The sequence below is a fragment of the Streptomyces sp. NPDC041068 genome (genome assembly GCF_040647455.1).
Lineage (GTDB): Bacteria > Actinomycetota > Actinomycetes > Streptomycetales > Streptomycetaceae > Streptomyces.
On the sequence record NZ_JBEZCG010000001.1, the window covers coordinates 385,388 to 411,443 of the forward strand.

The 26,056-nt window shown below is 71.0% G+C and carries 22 protein-coding genes; 14 read left to right on the plus strand and 8 right to left on the minus strand.

The features are described 5' to 3' along the window. Window positions 1-21 precede the first annotated feature (21 nt). The 4 genes from AB0B50_RS01430 (at window position 22) to AB0B50_RS01445 (ending at window position 4,969) form a co-directional block, all read left to right on the plus strand. Window positions 22-699 (plus strand): response regulator transcription factor, encoded by a 678-nt coding sequence (locus tag AB0B50_RS01430; protein WP_362323784.1) that lies wholly within the window; start codon window positions 22-24, stop codon window positions 697-699. Window positions 700-739: 40 nt separating this feature from the next. Beyond that, a complete protein-coding gene (locus AB0B50_RS01435) occupies window positions 740-2,191 on the plus strand; it encodes a HAMP domain-containing sensor histidine kinase (RefSeq protein WP_362323786.1) in 1,452 nt (483 codons plus the stop codon). Between the two features lie 121 nt (window positions 2,192-2,312). Next, complete coding sequence (locus tag AB0B50_RS01440; RefSeq protein ID WP_362323788.1) at window positions 2,313-3,545, plus strand: LCP family protein; 1,233 nt, start codon at window positions 2,313-2,315, stop codon at window positions 3,543-3,545. Then, window positions 3,533-4,969 (plus strand): FtsW/RodA/SpoVE family cell cycle protein, encoded by a 1,437-nt coding sequence (locus tag AB0B50_RS01445; RefSeq protein WP_362323790.1) that lies wholly within the window; start codon window positions 3,533-3,535, stop codon window positions 4,967-4,969. The genes AB0B50_RS01440 and AB0B50_RS01445 overlap by 13 nt, the downstream gene beginning before the upstream one ends. On the opposite strand, the gene AB0B50_RS01450 is transcribed toward AB0B50_RS01445, so the two are convergent. The 3 genes from AB0B50_RS01450 to AB0B50_RS01460 all read right to left on the minus strand — a co-directional run bounded on the left by AB0B50_RS01450 (window position 4,874) and on the right by AB0B50_RS01460 (window position 8,252). Beyond that, the gene (locus AB0B50_RS01450) at window positions 4,874-5,305 is read right to left on the minus strand and encodes an NUDIX domain-containing protein (protein WP_362323792.1); all 432 of its coding nucleotides are present in this window, start codon (window positions 5,303-5,305) and stop codon (window positions 4,874-4,876) included. The genes AB0B50_RS01445 and AB0B50_RS01450 overlap by 96 nt on opposite strands. A gap of 85 nt (window positions 5,306-5,390) precedes the next feature. Next, a complete protein-coding gene (locus AB0B50_RS01455; protein WP_362323795.1) occupies window positions 5,391-7,382 on the minus strand; it encodes an N-acetylmuramoyl-L-alanine amidase in 1,992 nt (663 codons plus the stop codon). A gap of 258 nt (window positions 7,383-7,640) precedes the next feature. Then, the gene (locus AB0B50_RS01460) at window positions 7,641-8,252 is read right to left on the minus strand and encodes a TetR family transcriptional regulator (RefSeq protein WP_362323798.1); all 612 of its coding nucleotides are present in this window, start codon (window positions 8,250-8,252) and stop codon (window positions 7,641-7,643) included. Between the two features lie 81 nt (window positions 8,253-8,333). Between AB0B50_RS01460 and AB0B50_RS01465 the strand changes: the two genes are divergently transcribed. Further along, window positions 8,334-9,215, plus strand: coding sequence for an SDR family NAD(P)-dependent oxidoreductase (locus AB0B50_RS01465; RefSeq protein ID WP_362323800.1), 882 nt, complete (start codon window positions 8,334-8,336; stop codon window positions 9,213-9,215). A 214-nt stretch (window positions 9,216-9,429) separates the two neighbouring features. After that, the gene (locus AB0B50_RS01470; protein ID WP_362323803.1) at window positions 9,430-9,975 is read left to right on the plus strand and encodes a hypothetical protein; all 546 of its coding nucleotides are present in this window, start codon (window positions 9,430-9,432) and stop codon (window positions 9,973-9,975) included. Here AB0B50_RS01470 and AB0B50_RS01475 read toward each other — a convergent pair. Beyond that, window positions 9,965-10,372 carry a RidA family protein gene (locus AB0B50_RS01475; protein ID WP_362323805.1) on the minus strand — a complete coding sequence of 136 codons (408 nt, stop codon included), beginning with the start codon at window positions 10,370-10,372 and terminating at the stop codon, window positions 9,965-9,967. The genes AB0B50_RS01470 and AB0B50_RS01475 overlap by 11 nt on opposite strands. 263 nt (window positions 10,373-10,635) lie before the next feature. On the opposite strand from AB0B50_RS01475, the gene AB0B50_RS01480 reads away from it, so the two are divergent. Beyond that, window positions 10,636-12,132, plus strand: coding sequence for a helix-turn-helix domain-containing protein (locus AB0B50_RS01480; RefSeq protein WP_362323808.1), 1,497 nt, complete (start codon window positions 10,636-10,638; stop codon window positions 12,130-12,132). Window positions 12,133-12,249: 117 nt separating this feature from the next. Next, window positions 12,250-13,212, plus strand: coding sequence for a helix-turn-helix domain-containing protein (locus tag AB0B50_RS01485; RefSeq protein ID WP_362325011.1), 963 nt, complete (start codon window positions 12,250-12,252; stop codon window positions 13,210-13,212). A gap of 28 nt (window positions 13,213-13,240) precedes the next feature. On the opposite strand, the gene AB0B50_RS01490 is transcribed toward AB0B50_RS01485, so the two are convergent. From AB0B50_RS01490 to AB0B50_RS01505, 4 genes are all read right to left on the minus strand, one after another. Next, window positions 13,241-13,522, minus strand: a complete 282-nt coding sequence (locus AB0B50_RS01490) for a peptidase inhibitor family I36 protein (RefSeq protein WP_362323811.1) — start codon at window positions 13,520-13,522, stop codon at window positions 13,241-13,243. 140 nt (window positions 13,523-13,662) lie between these two features. Further along, the gene (locus tag AB0B50_RS01495; protein WP_362323813.1) at window positions 13,663-14,208 is read right to left on the minus strand and encodes a peptidase inhibitor family I36 protein; all 546 of its coding nucleotides are present in this window, start codon (window positions 14,206-14,208) and stop codon (window positions 13,663-13,665) included. A 193-nt stretch (window positions 14,209-14,401) separates the two neighbouring features. After that, window positions 14,402-15,235, minus strand: coding sequence for an alpha/beta hydrolase (locus tag AB0B50_RS01500; RefSeq protein ID WP_362323816.1), 834 nt, complete (start codon window positions 15,233-15,235; stop codon window positions 14,402-14,404). A 106-nt stretch (window positions 15,236-15,341) separates the two neighbouring features. Then, window positions 15,342-16,538, minus strand: a complete 1,197-nt coding sequence (locus AB0B50_RS01505; RefSeq protein WP_362323818.1) for an ROK family transcriptional regulator — start codon at window positions 16,536-16,538, stop codon at window positions 15,342-15,344. A 199-nt stretch (window positions 16,539-16,737) separates the two neighbouring features. Between AB0B50_RS01505 and AB0B50_RS01510 the strand changes: the two genes are divergently transcribed. The 6 genes from AB0B50_RS01510 (at window position 16,738) to AB0B50_RS01535 (ending at window position 25,943) form a co-directional block, all read left to right on the plus strand. Beyond that, on the plus strand, window positions 16,738-18,225 hold the full coding sequence (locus AB0B50_RS01510; RefSeq protein WP_362325014.1) for a sugar ABC transporter ATP-binding protein: 1,488 nt from the start codon (window positions 16,738-16,740) through the stop codon (window positions 18,223-18,225). Window positions 18,226-18,617: 392 nt separating this feature from the next. Then, entirely contained in the window at window positions 18,618-19,622 is a 1,005-nt protein-coding gene (locus tag AB0B50_RS01515) for an ABC transporter permease (protein ID WP_362323821.1), read from the plus strand. Beyond that, the gene (locus tag AB0B50_RS01520) at window positions 19,619-20,641 is read left to right on the plus strand and encodes an ABC transporter permease (protein ID WP_362323824.1); all 1,023 of its coding nucleotides are present in this window, start codon (window positions 19,619-19,621) and stop codon (window positions 20,639-20,641) included. Before AB0B50_RS01515 ends, AB0B50_RS01520 begins: the two co-directional genes overlap by 4 nt. Then, window positions 20,638-21,840: a substrate-binding domain-containing protein gene (locus tag AB0B50_RS01525; protein WP_362323827.1), complete on the plus strand. Its 1,203-nt coding sequence runs from the start codon at window positions 20,638-20,640 to the stop codon at window positions 21,838-21,840. Before AB0B50_RS01520 ends, AB0B50_RS01525 begins: the two co-directional genes overlap by 4 nt. Then, window positions 21,837-22,733, plus strand: a complete 897-nt coding sequence (locus tag AB0B50_RS01530; RefSeq protein ID WP_362323829.1) for a sugar phosphate isomerase/epimerase family protein — start codon at window positions 21,837-21,839, stop codon at window positions 22,731-22,733. The genes AB0B50_RS01525 and AB0B50_RS01530 overlap by 4 nt, the downstream gene beginning before the upstream one ends. Before the next feature lie 51 nt (window positions 22,734-22,784). Then, window positions 22,785-25,943, plus strand: a complete 3,159-nt coding sequence (locus AB0B50_RS01535; RefSeq protein ID WP_362323832.1) for a ThuA domain-containing protein — start codon at window positions 22,785-22,787, stop codon at window positions 25,941-25,943. The last annotated feature ends 113 nt before the right edge of the window (window positions 25,944-26,056 follow it).

Sequence of the window (26,056 nt, forward strand, 5' to 3'; positions counted from 1 at the left end):
GAGATATGTGATATTTGAGCCGTGAAGATCCTGGTCATCGAAGACGAGCACGCACTCGCCGACACCCTCCGCAGGGCCATCTCGTCGGACGGCCACTGGGTGGACGTCGCCCACGACGGGCACACGGGCCTCGAAATGGCGCTGACCGGTGGATACGACGTGATCGTGCTGGACCTGATGCTGCCGGGGCTCAGCGGTCTCGAGGTCTGCCGACGCCTGCGGACCCTGGACAAGCACGCCCTCGTCCTCATCCTGACGGCCAAGGACAGCGAGTACGACGAGGCGGACGGGCTCGACGCGGGCGCGGACGACTATCTGACCAAGCCGTTCTCGCTCGTGGTGCTCCTGGCCAGGCTGCGTGCCCTGGGGCGCAGGGCCGGGCGCGAGCGGCCTTCGACGCTGCAGGTCGGCGATCTGACGCTCGACGTCGTCGCCCGGCTGTGCAAGCGCGGCGAGCAGACCGTCGAGCTGACCGCGCGGGAGGTCGAGGTGCTGGGCTGCCTGCTGGCGGCGGACGGCGGCACGGTCTCCAAGCAGGACATCCTCGACGAGGTCTGGGACTCACCGGCCGACCTGGACCCCAACATCGTCGAGGTCTACATCAGCTCCTTGCGCAAGAAGGTCGACGCACCCTTCGGCCGCAACACGATCCGCACGTTGCGGGGCGTCGGCTACAGGCTGGCGCCCGATGCGGCGTGAGGGGGCGGGGGATTGTTCGGGGGAGGCCGCGGAGCCCGGCGTGACCTCGGATTCCGGTGACGCCCCTGACCCCGGCAACGCCCCCGGCAGTGCCCGCCCCCGCCTCGCCCACCGGCTTCGTCCCCGGCTGCCCCGCACCCTCCGCGCCAGGGCCACCGCCGCAGCCGTGCTGATCATGGTTGCCGCCCTCTCCATCGGCGGTGGCTGGCTCTACGTCACGCTGCGCGGCAACCTCATGGACAACGCCGCCGCCCGCACCGAGCTCGCCGCCCGCCAGGCCGTCGCGGACATCGCCGTCGACCCCGGGCATCTGCCGCGTGACCTGCCGGAGCCGGACGGCGGGGTCGATGCCCTGCTCGTTCTGGACGAGCAGGGGCGGGCGCTGGCCAGTACCGCGCCCGATCCCGCCGCGCGGGCCAAGGCCCTCGCGGGGTTCCGGCCCGCGCCCGGCGACGACTCTGCGGTACGGGACTTCGCCGCAGCCCCCGCCCTGGCCAGCCACACCAGCGTCATCGCCGTCGTCCGCACGCCGTCGCCGCAGGGCGAGCGCTACGTCTACGCGCTGACCGTGCTTGACGCCGTGTCCGACGCAGAGCGGGCGCTCGGCGTCACCGTCCTGGTCGGCGGCCCGCTGGTCGTCCTGCTCACCGGCCTCATCGCCTGGTCCGTGACGGGCGCCGCGCTGCGCCCGGTCGAGGCCATCCGCAGGGAACTGGCGGCCGTCACCGCGGACCGGCTCAGCCGCAGAGTGCCCGCGCCGGGCGGCCAGGACGAGATCACCAGCCTCGCCAGGACCGTGAACGACACCTTGGAGCGCCTGGAGCGCTCGGTGACCCGGCAGCGGGAGTTCGTCGCCGACGCCTCGCACGAACTGCGCAACCCCATCGCGGCGACGCGTGCCGAGCTGGAACTGGCGCTCCTGAAGCAACCGGCCCCCGAAACGGCGGCCTCCCTGGAGCAGGCGCTCGACAGCACGGTACGGCTGGAGCACATCGCCGCCGACCTGCTGCTCCTCGCCCGCCTCGACGCGCGACAGCCGCCGACCGCGCAACTCGTCGACCTGTCACTGCTGGCGGCCGAGAAGATCGCACGCCGCCGCTCGGCCCGCGTACCGCTGCTCCTGGAAGCGGAGGACCCCGTACTCGTACGGGCGGACCCGGGCCAGTTGGAGCGCCTGCTCGCCAACCTCCTGGACAACGCCCAGCGCTTCGCGGACTCCGAGGTCCGCGTCACGGCCGCGACCGACCCGGCGACGGGCACGGCCCTGCTGGAGGTGTCGGACGACGGCCCCGGCATCCCCCCGGAGGCAAGGGAGAAGGTCTTCGACCGCTTCACCCGCCTGGAGGCCGACCGCAACCGCACGAGCGGCGGCACGGGCCTGGGCCTGGCCATCGCGAGGGAGATCGCCCAGGCCCACGGGGGAACCCTGCGGGTGGCACCCAGCACGCGCGGCGCGCGCTTCGTCCTGCGCCTGCCGGCGGCGAGCCCATGACGGCCACCGGTCTGCCCGAGCCGCGTTCCTGACGGCCGGTGGCCCATCGCCGCCCCCTTTCCTGAAGATCCCTTCCGGCTCCTCAGGAAGCGCTCAGGAAAGGGCGTTCAGGATCATCCCCATGCCTCAGCACCAAGCCGTCAGTCACCGCCCCCGACGACACCGTGCGCGCGCCAGGCCGGTGCGTCGGCGCAGGCCCTCTCGCCGGGCGCGGGTGCTGCGTACGTTGCTGGCGCTCACCGGGGTTCTTCTGCTGTGCGGCGGTGCCGCGGCCTGGTACCTGTACCGCGAGATGGACAGCATCGGATCCTCCTCCGCCCTCGGATCGGACGCCCCCAAGTCCAAGGACGGCTCGACCAACATCCTGCTCATGGGCCTCGACACGCGGAAGGACCAGAACGGTGAGGAACTCCCCGCCGACGTCCTGAAGAAACTGCACGCGGGAAGCTCCGACATCGGCGGGTACAACGCCAACACGCTGATCCTGCTGCACGTCCCGGCCGACGGCGGCAAGGCCAAGGGCTTCTCCATCCCGCGCGACGACCTCGTCGACATCCCCGGCCACGGCAAGGACAAGATCAAGAAGGCGTACGGTCTCGCGAAGGCGGACGAGGAGAGCAAGCTCCGGTCCCAAGGAGTCACCGACCAGCGGAAGTTGGAGCACGCGGGACGCGAGGCCGGCCGCCAGTCGCAGATCAGGACCGTACGGGAGTTCCTCGGTGTCCCCGTCGACCACTTCGCCGAGCTCAGCCTCTCCGGCTTCTACCGTCTCGCCGACGCCCTCGACGGCGTCGAGGTCTGCCTCAACAAGCCCGTCAAGGACCGCTACTCCGGCGCCGACTTCCCCGCGGGCAGGCAGAAGCTGGACGGACAGGAGGCGCTCGCCTTCGTACGCCAACGGCACGGACTCGAACGCGGCGACCTCGACCGCACCCGCCGCCAACAGGCCTTCCTCGCCTCGGCCCTGCACCAGGCCAACAGCCTCGGCACCCTCACCAACCCCGCCCGCCTGCTCGACCTCAAGGACGTCGTCAAGGACAACGTGGTCCTCGACAAGGGCTGGGGCGTTTTCGACTTCGTCCGGCAGGCCAAGAACCTCACCGGCGGAAAGGTGGAGTTCACCACCCTGCCGGTGGAGAGCTTCGCCAAGCACAACGGCGAGGACGTCAACATCGTCGACCGCGACCTGATACGGCGACGCGTACAGGAGCAGGTAGGGCGGGACAAGGGCGAGAAGCAGGAGAAGGGGCACTCCAAGGCGCCCGCTTCGAGCGACGGAACCCCCGAGCCCGACTCCGACTCCGGCACCCCCCAACAGCAAATCGACGGAGGCGGTGTCCCATGCGTGGACTGAACGCCCGGCGCGCCGAGGCCCTGCTGCTCGCGCTCGCCCTGACCGTCGTCGTCTACGGCTACGCCGCCGCGGGCCTCGCGCTCACGGGCGAACTCCCCGGCGGGCTCTTCGGGTTCGGTGTCTCCCAGCTCTGCCTCGCCACCGTCACCCATCTCGCGGTGCGCAGGTTCGCACCGTACGCCGACCCGCTGATCCTCCCGCTCGCCTTCCTCCTCACCGGCCTGGGCCTCGTCCTGATCCAGCGTCTCGACCACGCCTACGCCAGGCGCTTCGAGTCCGCCCCCGCGAGCGGCGGGCAGCTCGTGTGGACCGTCCTCGCGGTGGCCGCCGCCGTCGTCGTGCTCTGGGCGCTGCGCGACTACCGGCAGCTGCAGCGCTACCTCTACGTCACCATGGCCGCCTCCCTGGCCCTGCTCATGGCGCCCGCCTTCTTCCCCGGGGACACCTACGGCGCCAAGCGCTGGGTCTACCTCGGCCCGCTCTCGTTCCAGCCGGGAGAGTTCGCGAAGGTCGGTATCGTGGTGTTCTTCGCGGGCTTCCTGGTGCTCAACCGCGACGCCCTCGCCTGCACGGGACGCCGCGTGCTCGGCATGACGCTGCCGCACGGCCGGCAGATCGGCCCGATCGCCGCCGTGTGGCTGCTGAGCCTGCTGGTCCTGGTCTTCGAGCGCGACCTGGGTACGTCGCTGCTCTTCTTCGGCGTCTTCGTCGTCATGCTCTACATCGCCACCGAACGCACCAACTGGGTGGCGTGCGGCATCGCGATGACCTTGGTGGGAGCGGCGGCCGTCGGCGCGACCGAACCCCACGTCCGGGGCCGGATCGTGGCCTGGCTGCACCCCTTCGACATCTACCTGCCGCCCGATCAGCGCCCCGCGGGGCTCGTCTCCGACCAGGCCGCCCAGGCCCTGTTCAGCTTCGGCAGCGGCGGCGTCACCGGCACCGGCCTCGGCCAGGGCCATCCCGAGCTCATCGGCTTCGCAGGGCGCAGCGACTTCATCCTCACCACCGTCGGCGAGGAACTGGGCCTGGCCGGGGTCATGGCGGTGCTGCTGCTCTACACCCTGCTGGTCGCGCGCGGCTTCCGTACGGCCCTCACCTGCGGCAACCCCTTCGGGAAGCTGCTCGCGGCGGGCCTGTCCGTGGTGCTCGGGTTCCAGGTGTTCATCATCGCCGCGGGAGTCACCGGCCTGATGCCCTTCACCGGCAAAGCGCTGCCGTTCCTCGCCCAGGGCGGCTCCTCCATGGTCGCCAACTGGCTGCTGATCGCCCTCCTGTTGGCCGTCAGCCACCAGGCGCGCCGCGACCTCGGGCAGCAGGAACCCCCGTCAGACGCGGAGCCCGATCATCCCGAGCCCGTCGACGGCGGCCGGCGAGAGCGTCGACTCGTCCAGGCCGGCCAGGGGCTTCCAGGCGACGGCTGACGTGGAGTCGCCCGCCTTCGCGACCCGCACGGGACCCGGCGCGAGCTCGACCACGTAGAAGAGCCCCACCAGGTGCCAGTTCACGCCGAGCCTGCGGGCCGTGTAGGTCCGCGCGTCCACCAGACGCCCGCCGAGGAGTTCGAGGCCGGTCTCCTCGTGCAGCTCGCGGGCCAGCGTCTCGCGCGGCTGCTCGCCCGGATCGATCCCGCCGCCGGGCAGATGCCACAGTCCGGGCTCGAACACCGGCGAGGCGTCCGAGAGTTGAGTCAGCAGCATCTCGTCCCGCGCGGTGGCGACGGCGTACGCCGAGACGCGCGAACGCACGTGTTCCCCCATGGTGCACCTCCGATTCCCCGGAGATGGTACGTCGGGTCCGGGCCCGCCCCCACGCGGACCCGGACCCGACTGTCCCCGGGCGGAGTTACGAGGCCGACGGCACCACCTTCACGTCCGCGGCCCGCACATAGCCGATCCGGTGCCCGTACTGGATGACGTAGTACATGTCCTTGCCGCGCACCACCTTGTGCGGCGCGGTGTCGAACGTCGGGGCGTAGAAGTACTCGCCTGGCACCTTGTCGCCGATCACGTACTTCTGCCCGGCGAGGATCTTGTACGGCAGCGGGGAGACCGTCTGCACGGGCACGCCCGCCGGGTAGGCCTCCTTCTCCGGGTACGCGCGCCCGTACACCGGGACCTCGCTCGCGCCGTCCTTCGGGGTGACCACGAGGCCCTTCGCGTCGACCGCGGTGGGCTGCTTCTTCGGGTTCTTGAACCAGGCCTTCTGGCCGAGGTACCAGACGGCGGTCCAGTCGCCCTCACGGTCGGCGACCGCGTACTGCTGGCCGGTGGAGAGCCGGGCGCCGACGTCGTTCACGTCGATCGTGGAGTCCTGGCCGCCGGGGCGCTTGCCGATGTCCTTGATCAGCGGTGCGTCGTCACGCGGCTCGGTGTGCACCCGCACCGCGGCCGAGCCGTGCGGCACGCACGTCTCGCCGGGCTTGACGCAGCCCGTGTACTCCGGCTGGTTCTTGGAGTACTGGGGCGCCACCGTGACCACGCCGCCGTTCGGGCCCGCCGTGCGGCGGAACGGCTTGCCGAGCAGCGTGAAGTAGTGCTGCCAGTCCCAGTACGGGCCCGGGTCCGTGTGCATCCCCGGGATCGACGAGGCGACCGTGCCCTGGACGTTGTCGTGGCCGAGGATGTGCTGGCGGTCCAGCGGGATGTCGTACTTCTTGGCGAGGTACTTCACCAGGCGGGCCGAGGAGCGGTACATCGCCTCCGTGTACCAGGTGTCGGGCGCGGTGAGGAAGCCCTCGTGCTCCAGGCCGATCGACTTGGAGTTCACGTACCAGTTGCCCGCGTGCCAGGCGACGTCCTTGGCCTTCACGTGCTGGGCGATGTGGCCGTCGGTGGAGCGCAGCGTGTACTGCCAGGAGACGTAGGTGGGGTCCTGGACCAGGTTCAGGACGCCCTCCCACCTGCCCTCGGTGTCATGGACGATGATCGAGTCGATGCTCTGGCTCTTGGGCCGGTCCGACAGGTCGTGATTGCCGTAGTCCGGGTTGCCGTTGGGGTCCTTGAACTCCTCGTACGGCGCAGGGATCCACTCGCACGACACGGTCTTCGGGCACTCCGTCTCGCCCGCGGTCGCCTTGCGCAGACCCATGCGCCTGAGCTGCGCGGCATCGGGCCGAAGACCCGCCTCCGCCGCGAGCGCCACGCGCTGGCCCGCGTCCGTGGTGCGCCGCCGGCCGTCGCGGATGACGGCGAACACGTCGTTGGCGTACGTCGCCGCGGTGGCCTCGTCGTCCGCGCCGGAGAAGCGGGCGATGGCGCCGTACCAGTCGGCGGGGTCGGAGCTCAGCGGCTTGCCGAGCTTCTTCTGGGCGGCGGCGAGCAGGGCCGCGCCGCCCTCGACGTTCGCGGTCGTGTCGGTGCGCAGCTCCTCGGCGGACCTGCCGGTCAGCTCGGCCGCGCGGGGCAACGTCTTGAGGCGCGCGGGGAGTTCGGACTCCTCCGGTACCTTCGCGGTGGGCGGCGGGGCGGGGCGTGAGGTGTCGCCGCGCGGGTCCTCCTTGCCCTCGCCGTGGTGCGGGGCGTTCGCCAGGGCGGTGCGGGCGTCGGTGAGGTGCATGGGGCCGTAGCCGCCGGTGACGCTGGCCGCGCCGCCGTGCGCGTCCCAGCGCGACTGGAGGTACGAGACGCCGAGCAGCACGCTCTGCGGGACGCGGTACTCGGCGGCGGCGGACGCGAAGGCGCCCTGCAGCCGTGCGGCGGAAGCCTGTTGGGGTGCGCCCGACGACGGGGCCGCGCCGAGCAGCGGGACCAGCAGACCGGCCGACGCGAGGGCGCCCGCCGTCCTGACGGTGCGTCTGCGCGCGGACGGGGTACGGGCGGTGGCGGATCCTCGCAATGCAGCCTCCTGGGACTCCTGGGCCGATGAAGCGTGACGGGGCGTGCGGGGCCGGGCGTGCGTCAGTGGTACCGGCTCTCCGACGATCCGTCAATCATGCCCAGCAGACGGGATTTCCCATGTCAGCGCCGGTCCCGGCGGGTTACGGGCGGGTTTTCGCCAGGGGCGGCCCCACCGCCTGCGGCGCGTCAGTGGAGTGGACCAATGAGCGGTACGGAGATCCACCTGTTCGGGGGAGCGGGAGAGGCTTCGCCGCGATCAGGAGCCGGCGGGCCGCAGCAGCGCGAACGCCCGCTCGACCAGCGCCGCCCGGTCCTCGGTGCCGCCGGAGGCGAGCCAGGCGCGGTTCGCCGTGTCGAGGGCGGCCGCCGCGGCCGAGGTGAGCGCGTCGGCGGCGAACGCGTCGAGCTCCGTGCCCGGACGGGCCGCCAGCGCATCGGCGACCCGGGCGCGCATCTCGTCCCGCTTGCCGTGCAGCCGGGCCCGCAGTGACGGCGTCGACTCGATGAGCGTGAGCTCCGCCAACTGCCGTTCGGAGGAGTGGATCCGGCCCTGCCAGGACCCGAGCACCCGGTGCAGGCAGTCCCACGGGGCCTCGTCGGCCGGGCGGGCGAGGACCTCGTCCGCGACCTCGTCCGCCATCGACTCGACGCTGCCGAAGACCACGTCCTCCTTGGCCGGAAAGTACCGGAAGAAGCTGCGCTTGGACAGCCCGGCGGCGCGTGCGATGTCCTCGACCGTCGTCTCCTCGTAGCCGCGCTCGGCGAACAACTCCAGGGCCAGCAAGGCCAGTTCGGTCTTCATCGCCCGCCGGGCTCGGGCCCGTACGCCGTCGCCCGCCATCCGCTCCACGCGTTCACCGCTCGTCATGCACCGCAGTTTACTTTGCATCACCCGATGCCTAATGTGTCACCGAGTGACATGTTTGCGCATCGGTGAAAGGAGCGGGAGATGGAAACCCTGCGGGGCAGGACGGTTCTGGTCACCGGCAGCACCGGAGGCATCGGCAAGGAGACGGCCCGCGGTCTCGCGCGGCTCGGCGCGGACGTGATCCTCGTCGGCCGCGATCCGCGCCGGGCCGCCGAAGCGGCCTACGAAGTGGGGCAGGAGCCGGGCGGCGGCGAAGTCGAGGCGGTGGCAGCCGACTTGACGGTGCGTGAGGGGGTGCGCACGGTGGTCGCCGCCGTCGCCGCCCGCCGTGACCGGCTTGACGTACTGATCAACAACTTCGGCATGAACCCACCGGAGCGGCGGCTCACCGCCGACGGCGTGGAGACCGCCTTCGCGGCCAACGTCCTCGCGCCCTTCGCCCTGACCCGCCTTTTGACGCCGCTGCTCGCGAAGGCGGACGGCGCCCGCGTCGTGAACCTCACCGGCGGCATCCCGCGCGGACCCGTCGACCCCGCCAATCTGCAGGCCGAGCGGCGCTTCATCGGCTGGACCTTCGGCCAGTACAACCACACCAAGGCCGCGCTGATGGCCATGAGTCACGTGTACGCCCGCCGGGCCGAGGGGGACGGGATCGCCGTCAACGTCGCCTATCCGGGGCACGCCTACACGCCCGGCAACCGGGCCACCCCGATGCGGGCGTTCCCCTGGGCGTACCGCCCGGCGGCTCCTCTGGTGCGCCTGCTCGGCCCGGTCCTCCTCGCCGACCTCGCCAAGCCGGCCAGGTCCAGCGTCCATCTGGCGTCCGCCCCTGAACTGGCGGGGGTCACCGGCGCGTACTTCGACACCAAGTGCCGCCGCGTGCCGTGGCCGGCCTTCGCCACGGACGAGGCGACGGGCCGGGCGGTGTGGTCCCTGTGCGAACGCCTTGCGGGGGAGGGGTAGGGGAAGGGCAGGGCGGGATGAGACCGGCTCCCCCGCGCGGAGGAGGGAGCCGCTGCCCCGCCCGTCGCGGAGGACGAGTGATCTTCACTCCAGAGCTCGATGCCCTGGTGAGGTGCCCGATGGAACTGTGTCTCTCGAACACGAACTCCCATCCCTGCCGGATGACTTCCCGCTCCACCAGGTCACCTCGCACCGCTTTCAGGAGGCACGGACCATGTCCGAGTACACCGTCACCGTCCCCCGCCCCGGCACGGCCGCCGAGGTTCCCCCGCCGTCGCGCCGTGCCGTCCGCGCCGCCTGCGCCTCGGCGCTCTCCGCGACCGTCGGGTTCATCCCGCTGCACGCGGTCTGGGCCCTGGGCATCCCGCTGTGGGCGGACGAGGACAAGTTCCACGACTGGTACGAGGTCGGCGGCGGCCCCTACCTCTTCGTACTCAACGGGCTCGCCGTGCTGGCAGGGATTCTGGCGCTGAGCCTGGTCAGACCGTGGGGCCTGGTCTTCCCGCAGTGGACGCCGCTCCTCGCCGGGCGGCCCGTTCCGCACCGGACGCTTGCGGGCACCGGCTTCGGCGTCTCGGTCCTCCTGCTCCTGTACACCGTCTGGGCCGCGGTGCGGGCAGCCGCCACCTTCGACGACGACGGCATCTTCAGCCCCTGGACCGTCGTCTACGGCATCCCCCAGTTCCTGATGTGGGGCATCGGTCTGTTCGTCGCGGCGTGTTCCTACCGCCGCCGCACGGCGGCCGCCCTCAGTCGATGACCGCGGTCGCCTCGACCTCGACCAGATACTCGGGCGCGGCCAGCGCCGCCACGCCGACGAGGGTGCCGGGCGGCACCGGCGCGCCGCCGAGGCGCGCCGCCGCCCGCGCGACCCCGTCCAGGAACAGAGGCATCTTGTCGGGGGTCCAGTCGACGACGTACACGGTCAGCTTCGCGACGTCGTCGAAGGAGGCACCGGCCGCGGCCAGTGCGGTGCCGATGTTCAGGTAGCACCGCTCGACCTGCGCGGCGAGGTCGCCCGTGCCGACCGTGGTCCCCTCGGCGTCCACGGCGACCTGCCCGGCGACGAAGACCAGCCTCGATCCGGACGCGATCGACACCTGCCGGTAGACGTCGACCTCCGGCAGCCCTTCGGGGTCCACCAGGGTGATGGTCATGCTCCGCTCCTCGTCTCCGTGCTCTCCTGCGGTTACCGGGGAACCGTAGGAAACCCTGGACTGGCAGGGAAGAACGCACTTTTCGGTGCCTGGGGAACCTTCAGGTGACCCAGCAGCTCAAGGGCTCGTACGGATGCCGATCGATGGCCGGCCGATCGATGGCCAAGGGAGCCGGGCCGATATCAGTACTCCCCGGTCCGCCGTCCTGATGACAAGCTGGTGATGTCGGCAGAGGGCGATGTCGGCAGAGGGGACACGGAACCGTGGGGGACGCGCGGGAGCAGGGGCAGGAGGCCCGGCTCGACGGGCTGCTGCGTGAGGTGAGACGCCAGGCGTCCTGCGAGGACGGACCGGACGTCCGCAGGGTTCTCGACTGGCTGCACCGGCAGACCGGCGTCCATGTCGCGGTGGTCGCGGACGCCGCGGGCACGGTCGAGTCGGCCACGGCAGGCTTTCCCCGGGAGGTGCTGCGCCCGCTCGCCCCGCTCCTTGTGCGCCTGTCCGAGGGGGAGTTGGCCTCGGCCGCGACGCAGTCCGGAGCGCTGCACGTGCGCTGCGAAGCCTTCGGGCCGTGCGGGCCGCGCCCCGTCCTCGTGGTGGTCGGTCACGCGGTACCGAGCCCGGAGACGCTCGCGCTGACCTCGCACACCGGCAGCGTGCTCGCACTGCTGCGCCGTGCGGAGGACGGCGACCGAATCGGGCGCGTGTACCACGACAAGGCGCGCCAGTTGCGGTTCGCCGTGCTGCACGGGCTCCTCGCGGGGGGACCGCTGCTGGCCCGCCGGATGACCACCGGCGCCGTGCCGCCGCTGCTGGAGGCGGAGGGGCTGCGCATCCACCTGTTGCGCTGCCCGACCGCCGATCGTGACCGGATCGTGCAGGCCCACCAGGACCCTTCCGGCTACCACGGCACGTCCCTGATGGTGCACTGCCCCGTGTTCAAGGAGCACTTGATCTGTCTCATCGCCGAGGACGCGGACGGAGCCGACCACGACGGCGGCCGTGCGCACGGCCTGGGTGAGACGCTGCTCCGTCTCGTGCACGACAATCCTCGCTATGCGCTGGGTGTCAGCGGCGTACAGCCCCTGACGGCTGCGGCCGAGGCCTACAGCCAGGCCGTCCACGCGCTGGCCGGCGCTCCCGCGACTCCCGGCCGCGTGGCCTTCTACCACGGCAGGACACCCCTGGCGGGTGTGCTTCCCCAACAGCCCGCTCTCGCCTGGGCCCGAGCGTTCCTGCGGCCGCTCGACTCGATCTCGAAGGCCAGCGCCGACGTCACCCGACTGGCCGTGAACATTCCCCGGTCCGGCGTGGCCCGACTGCTCGGCCTCAGCCGCAATACCGTCACCGCCCATCTCAGGCGTGCGGAACGGGCCTTGGGGCAGGACCTCGCCGACGTCCGCTGCCGCGCCGCCTTCCAACTGGCACTCGCGCTGAGCAGCACCTGCGCGGCCATGGACGCCGACCACTGCCAACTGCCGCCCACCCTGCCCGACTTGCTGAGCATCGAGGCCGCCGCGGCCTGGGCCCAGACGGTCCTCCGCCCCATCCAGCCCCGGCAACGCCGCACCCTTCAGGCATGGATCGACGCCAATACGGACGCCCAACAGGCCGCTCGCCGCCTCGACATCAGCCGCAACACGGTCCGTGCCCATCTGCGCGCCACCGAGGCCGCCCTGGGCCGTGATCTGCTGACCACCGGCGCGGGCGCCTACGACGTCGTCCACGCCCTGGACATCGCGGCGGCCCGCGCCGCCTGAGCACCGTGCACAACCGGCGCCCGCAGTTGAGCACTGTGCACATTGGCCCACCAGGGCGGCGACTTCTAGCGTATGGACAAAGCCGTAGCAGACTGTCGGGGGTTAGCCGTGCTGCGCATGCACTTCAGCGGGGGAGATCTGTCCCGCACCAGGGTCGCCGATCAACCGGACCCGCTGTGGGAGATCGTCCTGAGCATGCATCAACTCCAGGAACGGGCACGGCAGGGATCCGGCGCCACCGCCCGGTGCGCCTCTCCACGTCGCCGGCAGACGCTGCGGGCGCTGGCCCCGCTGATGCCGTCCCGCGGATACTTTCCGGACTTCCTCACGCCCGCGGCGGCGTCGGGCGGTCTGGACGGTGGGATCGACGCCGTTCTGTCCACCCCCAGACGGCGGCTGCGCAGCGAACTCTCCCTGCTGGCGCGGGACAACGCGCTGCCCTCCTGGACACGATCCCTGGCCGACGGCGACACCGGCACGCTGCGCTCGCTGGGCCGGGCCCTGCACCGCTATCACGAGTGCGTCCTCGGGCCCGTGTGGCAGGACGTCGCCGCGCGCGTCGAGGCCGACCGGCGGCACCGCACCGGGGTCCAGTGCCGCGCCGGGACCGAGGCGATGCTGCACACCTTCCGGCCGATGCTGCGCTGGCGGCCCTCGGTGCTGTGCGCCGAATACCCGGTCGACAGGGACGTGCACCTGGGCGGCCGCGGCCTGCTTCTCGTGCCTTCCTACTTCTGTCGCCGTACGCCGGTCGCCCTCCTGGACGAAGAGCTGCCGCCCGTCCTGGTCTATCCGGCCCACCCGCCCGTCCAGGACCCGACGACCACACCGGACTGCCGCCTGGCCCCCCTTCTGGGCCACACCCGCGCCGCGGTACTTCAGACTCTGCAAGTCCCCTGCACCACCACGGAGTTGGCGGAGAGGGCCGGTGTGTCCTTGTCGTCGGCAAGTGAACACGCGGCGGTACTGCGCCGGGCAGGGCTGATCGCCAGCGTCCGGGAACGCCAGTGGGTCCGCCACATCGTCACGAAGCTGGGGGCCGATCTGCTCACTGGCGGCGCGCCGACGGCCCAGCCCTGAAGGGCTGGGCCGCATCACGTGGGGCCGATCAGGGGTAGAGCACGGTGGCCCAGTTGTCGAACCGCCCCATGTTGCCGTCCGAAGCGCCCGGCTTGAGCCGGAGCTTGGGACCGAAACCGTCGAGGAACGCGGTGTCGGACGTCTTGTTCTTCCAGGAGGACGTCTTCTTGCCGAAGCCGTACTTGGTCAGGTCGACGGCGTACTCACCGCTGAACCTCAGCATGCGGCCCGTGAAGTTCTTGCCGCTGTAGAGGCAGACCCAGCCCGTGTGGCACTTCTTCTTGGCCGACTCCGTCTTTGCCTGGGGCACCCTGGTCGATTGCGTTTCCTGAGCTTGGGCGACGCCAGTGAGCGTGCCCGCCAGTATCGCGAAAGTCGTCGCACCCACTGCGACATGAGCCGAGATACGCATGATTCTCTCCTTCGGTCGGTGCTGCGTAACTCGGCCGGTCAGCCGTGGACGCTGCTGGCCTTGTTGTTGAACTTGCCCAAGGAGGCTGATTTCTCGCCCTGCGAGAACTTGACCTGCTTTCCCTTGCCATTGCGCCCGTCGGCGAGGTAGGCGTGGTCCTTGAACGGGCCGGGCCCGTCCTGGTTGTTCTTGACCGACGACGTCTTGTTGCTGAAACCGTACTTGGCCAGGTTGTGCCAGTACTCGTCGTTGAACGTCAGCATGCGGCCCTTGAAGTTCTTGCCGTCGTAGAGGCAGACGTTGTGCGTCTCGCACTTCTTCTTCTTGGCCAGCTCCGCCTTCTGCGCGGCCGTGGTCGCCTTCGCGCCGTCCCAGCAGCGCACCTTCCCGGCCGACCCGACCTCGCAGACGTCCGCGCCCTTCCAGGACTCGCCCAGGTTGATGGACTCTCCGTCGAGCGTCGCCGGTACGCCCTGCGGAGCCCTCGTCTGCTGCGCCTCCTGCGCACTGGCGGCGGCGCTGAAGCCGCCGGCCACCATGGCCACGGCTGCGGCGCTCGTTGCGATCTTCGCGGTGGAACGCATATTGCCTCTCCTTCCCCCGTATCGGCCCAGTGTTTTCCACGAGGGCCGACATTGCGAATTCGGACGAGTTCGACGATAGGGAGGGAAGGCAGGGGCATGGCAGAGGTTTCGGCGGAGCACGAAACATATAACTGCCGTCCGGAACGACAGAATTCCGGCAGCGTTATGCGAAGGGATTCGGATACTCCGTCCGTCAGACGAAGCGCCGCAAGAACGTCAGCGAGACGTCCGCGACTTCTTTCCACCTGCTGTCGAGGGTCAAAGCGTGGTCCCGGCCGTGGAGTTCGATGATCTCCGTGACGGACGAATTGGGCTTCTGCCGCTTGTACGCGCCGTTCGCGAGCGCCCAGGGCACGGCGTTGTCCTGGCCGCCGGAGATGATCAGGAGCGGGCCGCGCTGCGGAGTGCGGCAGTCGGCCTTGGCCTCGGTGCGGGGGTTGAAGTTGGCCATGGCCGCCTGCATGGGCGGGGCGCACGGTGCGGGGACGGCGTACCGCTCGTAGATCGCCTTGGCCTCCTCCTCGCTGACGGCGTTGGCGTAGGCATAGCGGAACTGGGCGTACGTCAGGGGCTTGGCGCGCTTCCGGTTGCGGGGGTTGGCGATCATCGGGATCAGTGAGCGCACCGTCGACAGGGGGAACGCGAGGACGCCGCGGAACGGGGCCGGATCGATGGCCACCGAGGCGGCGGACAGGCCGTGCCCCGCCAGGATCTGGGTGAGCATCCCGCCCACGGAGTGCCCGATCACGACGGGCTTGCGCTCCAACGTGCCGATGAGGCCTCCCAGATGGTCGGCGACCTGCCCCACGGTCTTGCCCGCGATCGCCTCGGGCCGCTCCCTGGCCTCGGTCACCGTGGCCGGTTCGTCGGGCCAGGTCAGCGCGACCGGGGCGAATCCCGCGGCCTCGAAATGCGGGAGCCAGTGGTCCCAGCTGCTTGCCAGCATCCACAGGCCGTGCACGAAAACGGCGGGCGTGCGACCGGAGGCGTTGGCCCGGTCGATCTGCTCTGCGTCGGTAGCGGACATACCCTGACGCTACGGTTGCAAGTGCTCAGCTGTAAGCGAGAGTTGGCGGTCTGGCCGATACTGCCGCGTGCGCTTCCGGATCGCACGGTGCCCGCGCTCCGGTGCGTCAGCGCGCCGCCCCCGCAAGGACCCGGTCCACCTGCCGCGGCGACAGCGCGTGCTCGACGGCGAGGATCCCCGCACCGACCGCCGCCGCGTTCTCGCCGGTGCGGCTCGGCTCGATGCGCAGCACATGCGTGGCCAGCGGGTGCGAGCGGCGGTACACCGCTTCCCTTACGCCCGCGAGGAGTTGGTCGTGCACGGCGGCCAGCGCGCCGCCGACCACCACGGTGTCCGGATTGAAGAAGTTCACCAGGCCGGCCAGGACCTCGCCCACCGACCTGCCCGCCTCGCGCACCATGCGCACCGCGTCGCGATTGCCGGATTTCACCAGTCGTACGACATCGCTGCCCGACGTCGCCTCCAGGCCGAGGTCCGCCAGCCTGCGGGCCAGCGCCGCGCCGCCCGCGACCGCCTCCAGACAGCCGGAGTTGCCGCACCGGCAGGGATCCTCCAGGTCGCCGACCCGGATGTGCCCGATGTCGCCCGCGCTGCCCTGCGCGCCCCGGTGCAGCCTGCCGTCGGCGACGATGCCGCAGCCGATGCCGGTGCCGACCTTGATGTAGAGGAGGTAGCGGGTGTCGGGGAAGGCGCGGCGCTGCTCGGCGAGCGCCATCACGTTCACGTCGTTGTCGACCAGGGCCCGCGCGCCGAAGCGTTCGGCGAAGAACTCCGGGATGGGGTACTGGTGCCAGCCCGGCATGATCGGCGGATCCACCGGGCGGCCCGTGGAGAACTCGACGGGGCCCGGCACGCCGACGCCGATGGACTGCAGCGCGTCGGGGGAGCGCTCCGCCTCCTTGAGCAGGGTGTGCAAGGTGCGCTCCACATGGCCGAGAACCGCCTGCGGGCCGTCCGCGATCGACAGCGGGTCCTCGCGCAGTGCCAGCGTCTCGCCGCCGATGTCCATCAGCGCGACCCGGCAGTGCGACGCGCCCAGGTCGACGCCCGCAACGGCGTGTTCACGGGTGCGCAGCCTGAGCCTGCGCGGCGGCCGTCCGCCGGTCGAGCCGCCGTCGGCCTCCTCGGTGAGGAAGCCGTGGGCGATCAGGGCGTCCACGCGCTGCGACACCGTGGAGCGGGCGAGCCCCGTCAGCCGGGCGATGTCAGCGCGGGTCCGGGCGGCCCCGGTGCGCAGCAGGGCGAGCACCTCCCCGGGTGAGGAGGGCACAGCTGCGGGGTGGTGATCCGGCGCTCCAGACATGCAGCCACCCTAGGGACGACTTCCGCTGCTCACAAGGCCGATGGTGTTCGATCCTCGGCCTAAGTCACCGTCAAGTCCCGTACAAACAAACGTGCTTGAGCTCTTGACAGGTCAAAGCCCGCTCATCACATTGCTCTGCAGACCGCTGCCGAAGGAGCCGATGGTGCAGGCGATGCAGGCAAGGCCGACGAACCGGGCGATGCTGACGATGCGCGGCGTCTCCAAGAGCTTTCTCGGGGTGCGAGTGCTGCACGGCGTCTCGCTCGACCTGGACGCGGGCGAAGTGCACGCCCTCGTCGGGGAGAACGGCGCGGGAAAGTCGACCCTGATGAAGGTCCTCGCCGGCGAACACGTCCCGGACGAGGGAAGCATCACGCTCGACGGCACCGAGCACGCCTTCACGCATCCCGCGCAGGCCCAGGCCGCCGGAATCGGCATCATCCACCAGGAGTTCGCGCTCCTGCCGCACCGCACCGTCGCCGAGAACGTCTTCCTCGGCCGCGAGCCCACCCGCCGCGGCCTCGTCGACCGTCGCGCGATGGAGGCCCGTACCGCCGAACTCCTCGACGAGGTGGGGGTGTCGGGCATCACGCCGCGCACCCATGTCCGCGATCTGTCCGTCGCGCGCCAGCAGACCGTCGAGATCGTCAAGGCGCTCGCGTCCGACGTACGCGTCCTGGTCATGGACGAGCCGACCGCGCCGCTCGCCGACCACGAGGCGGGTCTGCTGCACGCCCTCGTGCGCCGCCTCGCGGACCGCGGCCTCGGCATCCTGTACATCTCGCACCGCCTGCGCGAGGTCTTCGACCTGTCGCGGCGCATCACGGTCCTCAAGGACGGCCGTCACGTGACGACCGTCCCCACCGGGCAGACGGACACCGACCAGGTCGTACGCGCCATGGTGGGCCGGGAGTTGAGCGCCTACTACCCGCCGCGCGCCCGCCCCGAGGACGTCGGCGAGGTCCGCCTGACCGTGCGCGGCGGCGGCAATGCCCGTCTGAAGGGCATCGACCTGACGCTGCGCGCGGGCGAGGTCACCGGCATCGCGGGCCTGCAGGGCTCCGGCCGCACCTCGCTGGCGCGGGCCCTGTTCGGGGCCGCCCCGTTCACGCAGGGCACGATGACCGTGAACGGCACGGCGCTGCGACCCACCGGCCCCCGCCAGGCCATCCGCGCGGGCATCGCCCTGGTCACCGAGGACCGCAAGGCCGAAGGCCTGGCCCTGCGCCAGTCGGTGCGGGACAACGCACTCCTCGTCACGCGAGCCGTGCCCGCCCGCGAACGGCCGCCCGGGGCAAGGGAGTTGACCGCGCTCCTGGAGCGGGTCCGGCTGCAGGCGCGCGGCGAGGACCAACAGACCCAGTACCTCTCCGGCGGCAATCAGCAGAAGGTCGTCATCGCCAAGTGGCTGGCCGCGCGGCCCCGCGTCCTGCTCTTCGACGAGCCGACCCGCGGCGTCGACGTGGGCGCCAAGGCCGCCATCCACACCCTCGTCCGCGACCTGGCCCGCGAGGGCCTCGCCGTCCTCATCGTCTCCTCCGAACTGCCGGAGCTGATCGGCATGAGCGACCGGATCCTCGTCATGGCGGAGGGTCGCATCACCGGCGAACTCCCGCCCGCCGCCTCGGAGGAGGACGTGATGCACCTGGCCACGACCGCCGACCCGCACCTCCGGGCCACCTCATGACGGGCCGTCGCGTGGTGCCGCGGCCCTGGTCGGGAGCGTTGCCCGTGTACCCGCGCGAGGCGGCCGTGTCTGAACGGCCGTGGTGTGTCCGCCAGTTTGCCGCGCGCCACCGGGCTGCCGCCGGGGCCCGGCCATGGCTCGCGTGTGCGGGGCGCAGCCGAGGCGGGACCGGGGGCCCGCGTGACGAGGGCCCTACCCGGGTGCCCGCTCCCGGCGGCCGTCGGACCCGCGGAGCCGTCCGTGCGCCCCCTCGGGAGGCGCCCGCCCGCGATGCCCGCCGCCCCGCGCCCATGCCCATGCCCGCGCCGCGTGCCGCAGCCGGCGCCGCACCGTCCGCAGGCCCTCGCGTCGCATCCGCAGGCCCCCGCGTCGCATCCGCAGGAGGAAGCCGCATGACCGGCACCGCCCTCTCCCCGCCGTCCACCATGAAGTCCGGCACCCCGCGCCGCAGCCGCCTCGCCGACCCGGCCGTCGGGATCTGGCTGGCCGCGGCCGTCGTGACCGCGCTCGGCTGGATCGTCGTCGCGGCCCGGGGCGGTGACTTCCTCACCCTCGCCAACGTCATCGGCATCCTGCAGAACTGCGTCGCCCTCGGCCTGGTCGCCGTCGGCCAGACCGCCGTCATCCTGACTGGCTCCCTCGACCTGTCGGTGGCGTACCTCATCAGCCTCGGCACGCTCGTCGCCGCCACCACCATGGAGGGCGGCAGCGTCTTCACGGCGGTCCTCGCCGTGCTCGCCCTCTCGGCGGCCGTCGGCCTCGCCAACGGCCTCATCGTCACCGGTCTCAAGGTCAACGCCTTCATCGCGACGCTCGGCACCGCGTTCATCCTGCGCGGCTGGATCGAGGACAACTACACCGGACCGGCAGGCAAGGTCTCCGCGTCCTTCCAGCACCTCGGCTACGACCGCGTCGGCCCCGTCCCCGTCTCCCTCTTCCTCCTCATCGCCGTCGCCGCCGTGCTCTGGCTGATCACACGGCGCACCCGCTTCGGCCATCACCTGTACGCCACCGGAGGCGACGAACACGCGGCGCGCCTGTCCGGCGTCCGCACCCGGCGCACCGTCATCGCCGCGCACGTCCTGTGCTCCCTGTGCGTGGGCGCCGCCGCCCTCTTCCTCGCCGCACGGCTCGGTGCCGGTGCCCCCTGGGCGGGCACCGAGGCGCGCTACGACCTGGAGTCGATCGCCGCCGTCGTCCTCGGCGGCACCGCGCTCGCGGGCGGCCGCGGGGGAGTGGTCGGCACGCTCGGCGGCGTCCTCGTCCTCGCCGTCCTCGACTCCGTCTTCAACCAGCTCGGCGTCGACCCGTTCTTCAAGAACGTCGTGCGCGGCGTCGTCATCATCGCCGCCGTCGCCCTCTACGCCCGGCGCGGCAGCAGGAGGAAGCCCGCATGACCGGCATGACGACCGCAACGGCAACCCCAGGAACGTACAAGAGAGTTGTACGTTCCCTCGGCACCGGAGCGCCCGTCTACGCGCTGCTCGTGGTGCTGCTCGCCGCCCTCGCCGTCACCGACCCCGGGTTCTACGAACCGGACCGCTTCCTCGCCTTCGTGAAGCGTGCCGCCCCGCTGGTGATCCTGGCCGCCGGACAGTATCTGGTCATCGTCTGCGGCGAGTTCGACCTGTCGGTCGGCGCGATTGTGACTGCCGGGGTCGTCGCGGCGGCCGAGGTCTACGGCTCGTACCCGGACGCTCCCTGGCTGCTCGTCACCGTCGGGCTGCTGCTGGCGGGCGCCCTGGCCGGGCTCGTGAACGGGCTGATCACCACAGGCCTTCGCGTGCCGTCGTTCATCACCACCCTCGGCATGATGTTGATCCTGGAAGGCGCCGTGTTCTTCTGGACCGGCGGCTCGCCGCACGGACAACTACCCCAGGACTTCCGTCAGCTGGGGCGCGGCACGGCGATGGGCTGGCTGCCCTGGGCGGTCCTCGCCTGCCTCGCCGCGGGCGCGCTCGCGGTGTGGCTCATGCGCTCCGACTTCGGCCGCACGCTCATCGCCACCGGCGACAGCGAACGCGCCGCCTCCCTCGCGGGGGTGCGGGTGCACCGGGTCCGTGTCACTGCCTTCGTCCTCTCCGGAGTCGCCGCCGCCCTCGCGGCCGTGCTGGTCGGCGGCTTCTCCGGAGTCTCCGCACAGGCGGGGCGGGGCTACGAGTTCGAGGCCATCACCGCCGTGGTCCTCGGCGGTGTCCTGCTCGGCGGCGGGCGCGGCAGTGTCGTCGCCGCGATGGCCGGTGCCTTCTCGCTGCAGGCCCTGTTCACGCTGCTCAACCTGCGGGGCGTGTCCGGCGCCCTGGAGTCCACCGTCCAGGGCGTCATCGTCATCGCCGCCGTCGGCATCGGGGCCGCCGACTTCTCCCGGCTGCGCCGCCGTCGTTGTACTCACTCCTCGGGAGGCACACCCTCATGATCCGCAGACGCACTCTCGCGTCGGCCGCCGTCCTGCTGACGGGCGCCCTGCTCACCTCGTGCTCCAGCGACACCCCGCCCGACGCACCCGCCGCGGCGGGCGAGAGCCGGTCGTCCGGTGGCGACGAGCCGTCCAAGTTCTTCCAGCAGGCCGAGTACGAACGGCAGTTGTCGCTCGCCGAGGAGACGCCCAAGGGTCCGGCGGGCAAACCCTGGGAGCAGATGCTCGAACCGGAGATGACCGACACCGCCCAGTACAAGAAGAAGGGCTCGGGCGGCGTGCACCTCTGCTTCTCCAACGCTGGGGTGTTCAACCCCTGGCGGCAGGTCGGCCTGAAGAACATGAAGGCCGAGGTGAAGCTGCACGAGGAGATCTCCGACTTCACCGTGCTCGACGCCCAGGGCAAGGACGACAAGCAGATCTCCGACATCCAGGAGCTCGCGGGGAACAAGGACTGCGACGCGCTCATCGTCTCGCCGAACACCACCGCCACCCTCACCCCCGCCGTGAAGGAGGCCTGCGGCAAACTGCCCGTCATCGTCTTCGACCGCGGCGTGGAGACGGACTGCGCGGTCACCTTCGTGAACCCGATCGGCGGGTACGGCTACGGGGCCGTCGCCGCCGACTTCCTCGTCGACGAGGTGAAGCCGGAGGGGAAGGTCCTCGCCCTGCGCATCTCGCCCGGCGTCGACGTCCTGGAGACCCGCTGGTCGGCGGCGAAGCTTGCCTTCGACAAGAGCGAACTCGACGTCGTCGACGTGAAGTTCACCGACGGAGACCCCGCCAGGACCAAGTCGATCGTCGCCGACGCGATCTCCCGGCACGGCTCCATCGACGGTGTCTGGATGGACTCCGGCGCGACGGCCGTCGCCGCTGTCGAGGCGTTCGAGGACGCGGGCGTGGACGTGCCGCCCATCACGGGCGAGGACCAGCAGGATTTCCTGCAGGCCTGGAAGGACAAGAAGCTCACCGCGATCGCCCCCACGTACCCCACCTTCCAGTGGCGCACGCCGGTCATCGCGGCCCTGCGTGTGCTCAAGGGGCAGGAAGTCCCCAAGGAGTGGAAGCTGCCGCAGCCCACCGTCACCCAGGACAACCTCGACGAGTACCTCAAGGACGGCATGCCGCCGCTGCACTACGCGATGTGCGGCTGCCAGAAGCTGCCGGGCTTCCCCGAGGACTGGGGAGGCAGGAAGTGACCCTTGCTGAAACCTCTCAAGGGGCCGCCCCCGTATGGCAGTTGGGCGCCAACCCCTGGATCTGGCACTCGCCCGTGACCACCGAGGCCCTCACCGAGACCCTGCCCCGCCTCGCGGCCTTGGGCTTCGACTGCGTGGAGTTCCCGCTGGAGCGCCCCGACGACTGGGACCCCACGTCCGTCGCCAAGCTCCTGGACGCCACGGGCCTCGCCCCGGCCGCCGTCGTCGCGGTCATGTCCGACGGCCGCAACCTCGTCCGCGCCGACCTGGCCACCGCCCGCGCCACCCAGGACTACCTCCGCCGCTGCGTCGACGCGGCACACGCGGTGGGCGCCCCCGTGGTCGCCGGGCCCGTGTACGCACCGGTCGGCCGCACCTGGCGCCTCGATCGGACCGCGCGCACAGCGGCGTACGAGGAATGGCGCGCCCACCTGGCCCCGGTCGCCGCCTACGCCGCCCGCGCCGGAGTCCGCATAGCCGTCGAGCCCCTCAACCGCTACGAGACGAGCCTGCTCAACACCGTCGCCCAGACCGTCGAAGCCCTCGAAGGCCTGCCCGAGGAGTCCGTCGGCATCGCCCTGGACACCTACCACCAGAACATCGAGGAGCACTCGCTGCCCGAGGCCGTCCGCGCGGCGGCGGGCCGTATCGCGCACGTCCAGGTGTGCGCCAACGACCGCGGCGCGCCCGGCGCCGACCACCTCGACTGGCCCGGCTTCCTGTCCGCCCTGCGCACGGCGGACTACCGAGGGCCGCTGTGCATCGAGTCGTTCACGGCCCACAACGAGTCCATCGCCGTCGCCGCCTCCGTCTGGCGCCCGCTGGCCCGCAGCCAGGACGCGCTGGCCATGGACGGCCTCGGCTTCCTGCGCCGCGCCCTCGCGGCCCTCTGAGTTTCCGGCATCCGGCACCCGCGCCCCCGTCCACACAGAGAGGACCCGCTCATGGGCTGTCATGCTCGTGACATCCATGGTCTGAGAAGCCCACGAAGTCCGAGAAACCTACGAAGAGGTCTCGTCGCCCTGGTCGCGGCGCTGCTCCTCACCGTGGCCTTCCTGCCCGGCACCGGAGCCACGGCGGCCGACAAGGCCCCCGCCTTCCGTGCCCTGCTGTTCACCAAGGCCGTCGGCTACGTCCACGACTCCATCCCGGCCGGCATCCGGATGGTCGAGGAGCAGGCCGCGGCGAACGGCTTCGAGGTCGTGCAGACCGACGACGCCACCGTCTTCGACGACGAGAAGCTCAAGGACTTCGACGTCATCGTCATGCTGCAGAACTCCGGCATGGTCTGGGACACCGAGGCCCAGCGCGAGGCGATGAAGAAGTACGTGAAGAGCGGCAAGGGCGTCGTCGCCCTGCACAACACCCTCGACATGGGCGTCGAGGACTCCTTCCCCTGGTGGGACGACCTCATCAACGCCGGCGCCCACATGCCCGCCCACTCACCCGGCGTCCTCAAGGGCACCGCCAAGGTCGCCGACCGCGCCCACCCCTCCACCAAGGGGCTGCCCGAGCGCTGGGAGCGCCCCGAGGAGTGGTACAACTTCGACAAGAATCCCCGCGGCGACGTGCACGTTCTGGTGACCGCGGACGAGACGACGTACAACCCCGGCGGGTCCGCGATGGGCGCCGACCACCCCATCTCCTGGTGCCGCAACGCCGAGGGCGGCAAGGTCTGGGCCACCGCCATGGGCCACGACAAGGCCTCCTACAGCGAGCCCGCGTTCCGCGAGCACGTCCTCGGCGGCATCAAGTGGGCGGCGGGCAACGCTCCGGGCGACTGCGGCGGCACCGTCTGGTCCGGTTACGAGAAGACCGCCCTGGACGACAACACCGCCGACCCCATGGAGCTCGACGTCGCCAAGGACGGCAAGGTCTTCTACGTCCAGCGCGCCGGCGAGGTGAAGATCTTCGACCCCAAGACCCACTCCACCACCACCGCGGGCAAGCTCGACGTCTACACCGGCGGTGAGGACGGCCTCGTCGGCATGGAGCTCGACCCGAAGTTCACGAGCAACCGCTGGATCTACCTCTACTACGCGCCCGCGAAGACGACGGACGACGTCAACCGCCTCTCCCGCTTCACGGTCAAGAAGGACAACACCCTCGACCTCGCCAGCGAGAGGAAGCTCCTGGACGTCCCCGCCTACCGCGACCGCACCTTCCCCGAGCCCGGACACACCGGCGGCGCCGTCGAGTTCGGCCCCGACCGCACCCTCTACCTCGGCACGGGCGACGACGTCCCGCCCAACCTCGACCCGGCCTGGCAGGGCTACGCCCCGCTCGACTGGCGCCCCGGCAAGCAGATGCTGGACTCCGCCCGCACCGCGGGCAACACCAACGACCTGCGCGGCAAGATCCTGCGCATCAAGCCCACGGACTCCGGCGGCTACACCGTCCCCAAGGGCAACCTCTTCAAGCAGGGCACGGCCAAGACCCGCCCCGAGATCTACGCGATGGGCTTCCGCAACCCCTTCCGCTTCACCGTGGACCCCAAGAACGGCTACGTCCACGCCTCCGACTACGGCCCCGACCGCGGCGGCCCCACCACGGAGCGCGGCCCCGAGGGCCTGGTCGAGGTCAACGTCATCAAGAAGGCGGGCAACTTCGGCTGGCCGTTCTGCCACGGCAACAACCAGGCGTACGCGCCCTACGACCCCGACACCCAGAAGGCCGGCGCCAAGTTCGACTGCGCCAAGCCCACCAATCCCTCGCCCAACAACACCGGCCTCAAGGACCTGCCCCCGCTGGAGCAGCCCGAGATCTGGTACGGCTACGGCACCTCCAAGGAGTTTCCCGAAATGGGCTCCGGCGGTTCGGCGCCGATGAGCGGACCCGTCTACCGCTACGACGCGAAGAACCCCTCCACGACGAAGTTCCCCGCCTACTTCGAGGGCGCGAGCTTCTTCTACGAGTGGGCGCGCGACTCCGTGAAGGAGATCCGCTTCGACAAGGACGGCAAGCTCCTGAAGATCAACGACTTCCTGAAGTCCGCGAAGTTCGCCAAGCCCATGGACATGACCTTCGGGCCCGACGGTTCGCTGTACGTCCTGGAGTGGGGCAGCGAGTTCGGCGGCGGCAACAACGACTCCGGGCTCTACCGCATCGACTACGCCCAGGGGCAGCGCATCCCGCTCGCCAAGGCGAAGGCGTCCGCCACCAACGGCCCGGTCCCGCTGAAGGTCGACTTCTCCAGCGCGGGCAGCTCCGACCCGGACGGTGACCCCCTCACGTACGCCTGGGACTTCGACGGCAACGGCACGTACGACTCGACGGAGGCGAACCCCTCCCACACCTACACCGCCAAGGGGGACTTCAACGCCCAGCTGAAGGTCACCGACTCCTCGGGGAAGTCCGGCTACGCCAACATCCCCGTCACGGCGGGCAACACGGCGCCGAAGGCGACCATCGAGACGCCGACCTCCGGCAAGCTCATCGAGTTCGGCGACAAGATCCCGTACAAGGTGAAGGTCACGGACCCCGAGGACGGCACGATCGACTGCTCCAAGGTCACCGTGAACCCCGCCCTCGGCCATGACGACCACGAGCACCCCACCACCGACATCCCCGGCTGCGAGGGCACCGTCGACACGGGTGACCTGGGCGGCCACCCCGAGGGCGCCGACCTCACCTACGTCCTCAACGCGAAGTACACGGACAAGGGCGGCGACGGCGTCAGCGCCCTGACGGGGTACGGCCGTTCGGTGCTCCAGCCCAAGCACAAGCAGGCCGAGTACCGCGACGACCAGTCGGGCACCCGCATCGTTTCGCAGGAGGGGGCCGAGAACGGCAAGCGCATCGGGGACATCAGCAACGGCGACTGGATCGCCTTCGAGCCGATGAGCGTGGAGGGCATCGGCAAGGTCTCGTACAAGCTGTCCTCGCCCTATGGGGTCGGCTCGATCGAGCTGCGCGCGGACGCCCCCGACGGCAAGCTGCTCGCCACGACGCCCGTGCCCGACACCGGCGGCTGGGACAGCTACCAGTCCACGCCCGCCGTCCCGGTCGAGGCACTGTCCGGAACGCACAAGCTGTATCTGGTCTTCACGTCCCCGCAGGACAATTCGTTCGACGTGGACGCGGTGCAGTTCTCCGCGTCATAGGTGTCACGTCATGAACGGGGCGTCATAGACACGGCGTCATAGTCGAGCGGTAGTAGCCAGAGGCATACGAAGGTCCGCGGTGCGCCACTGCTCAAGGCGCACCGCGGACCGCC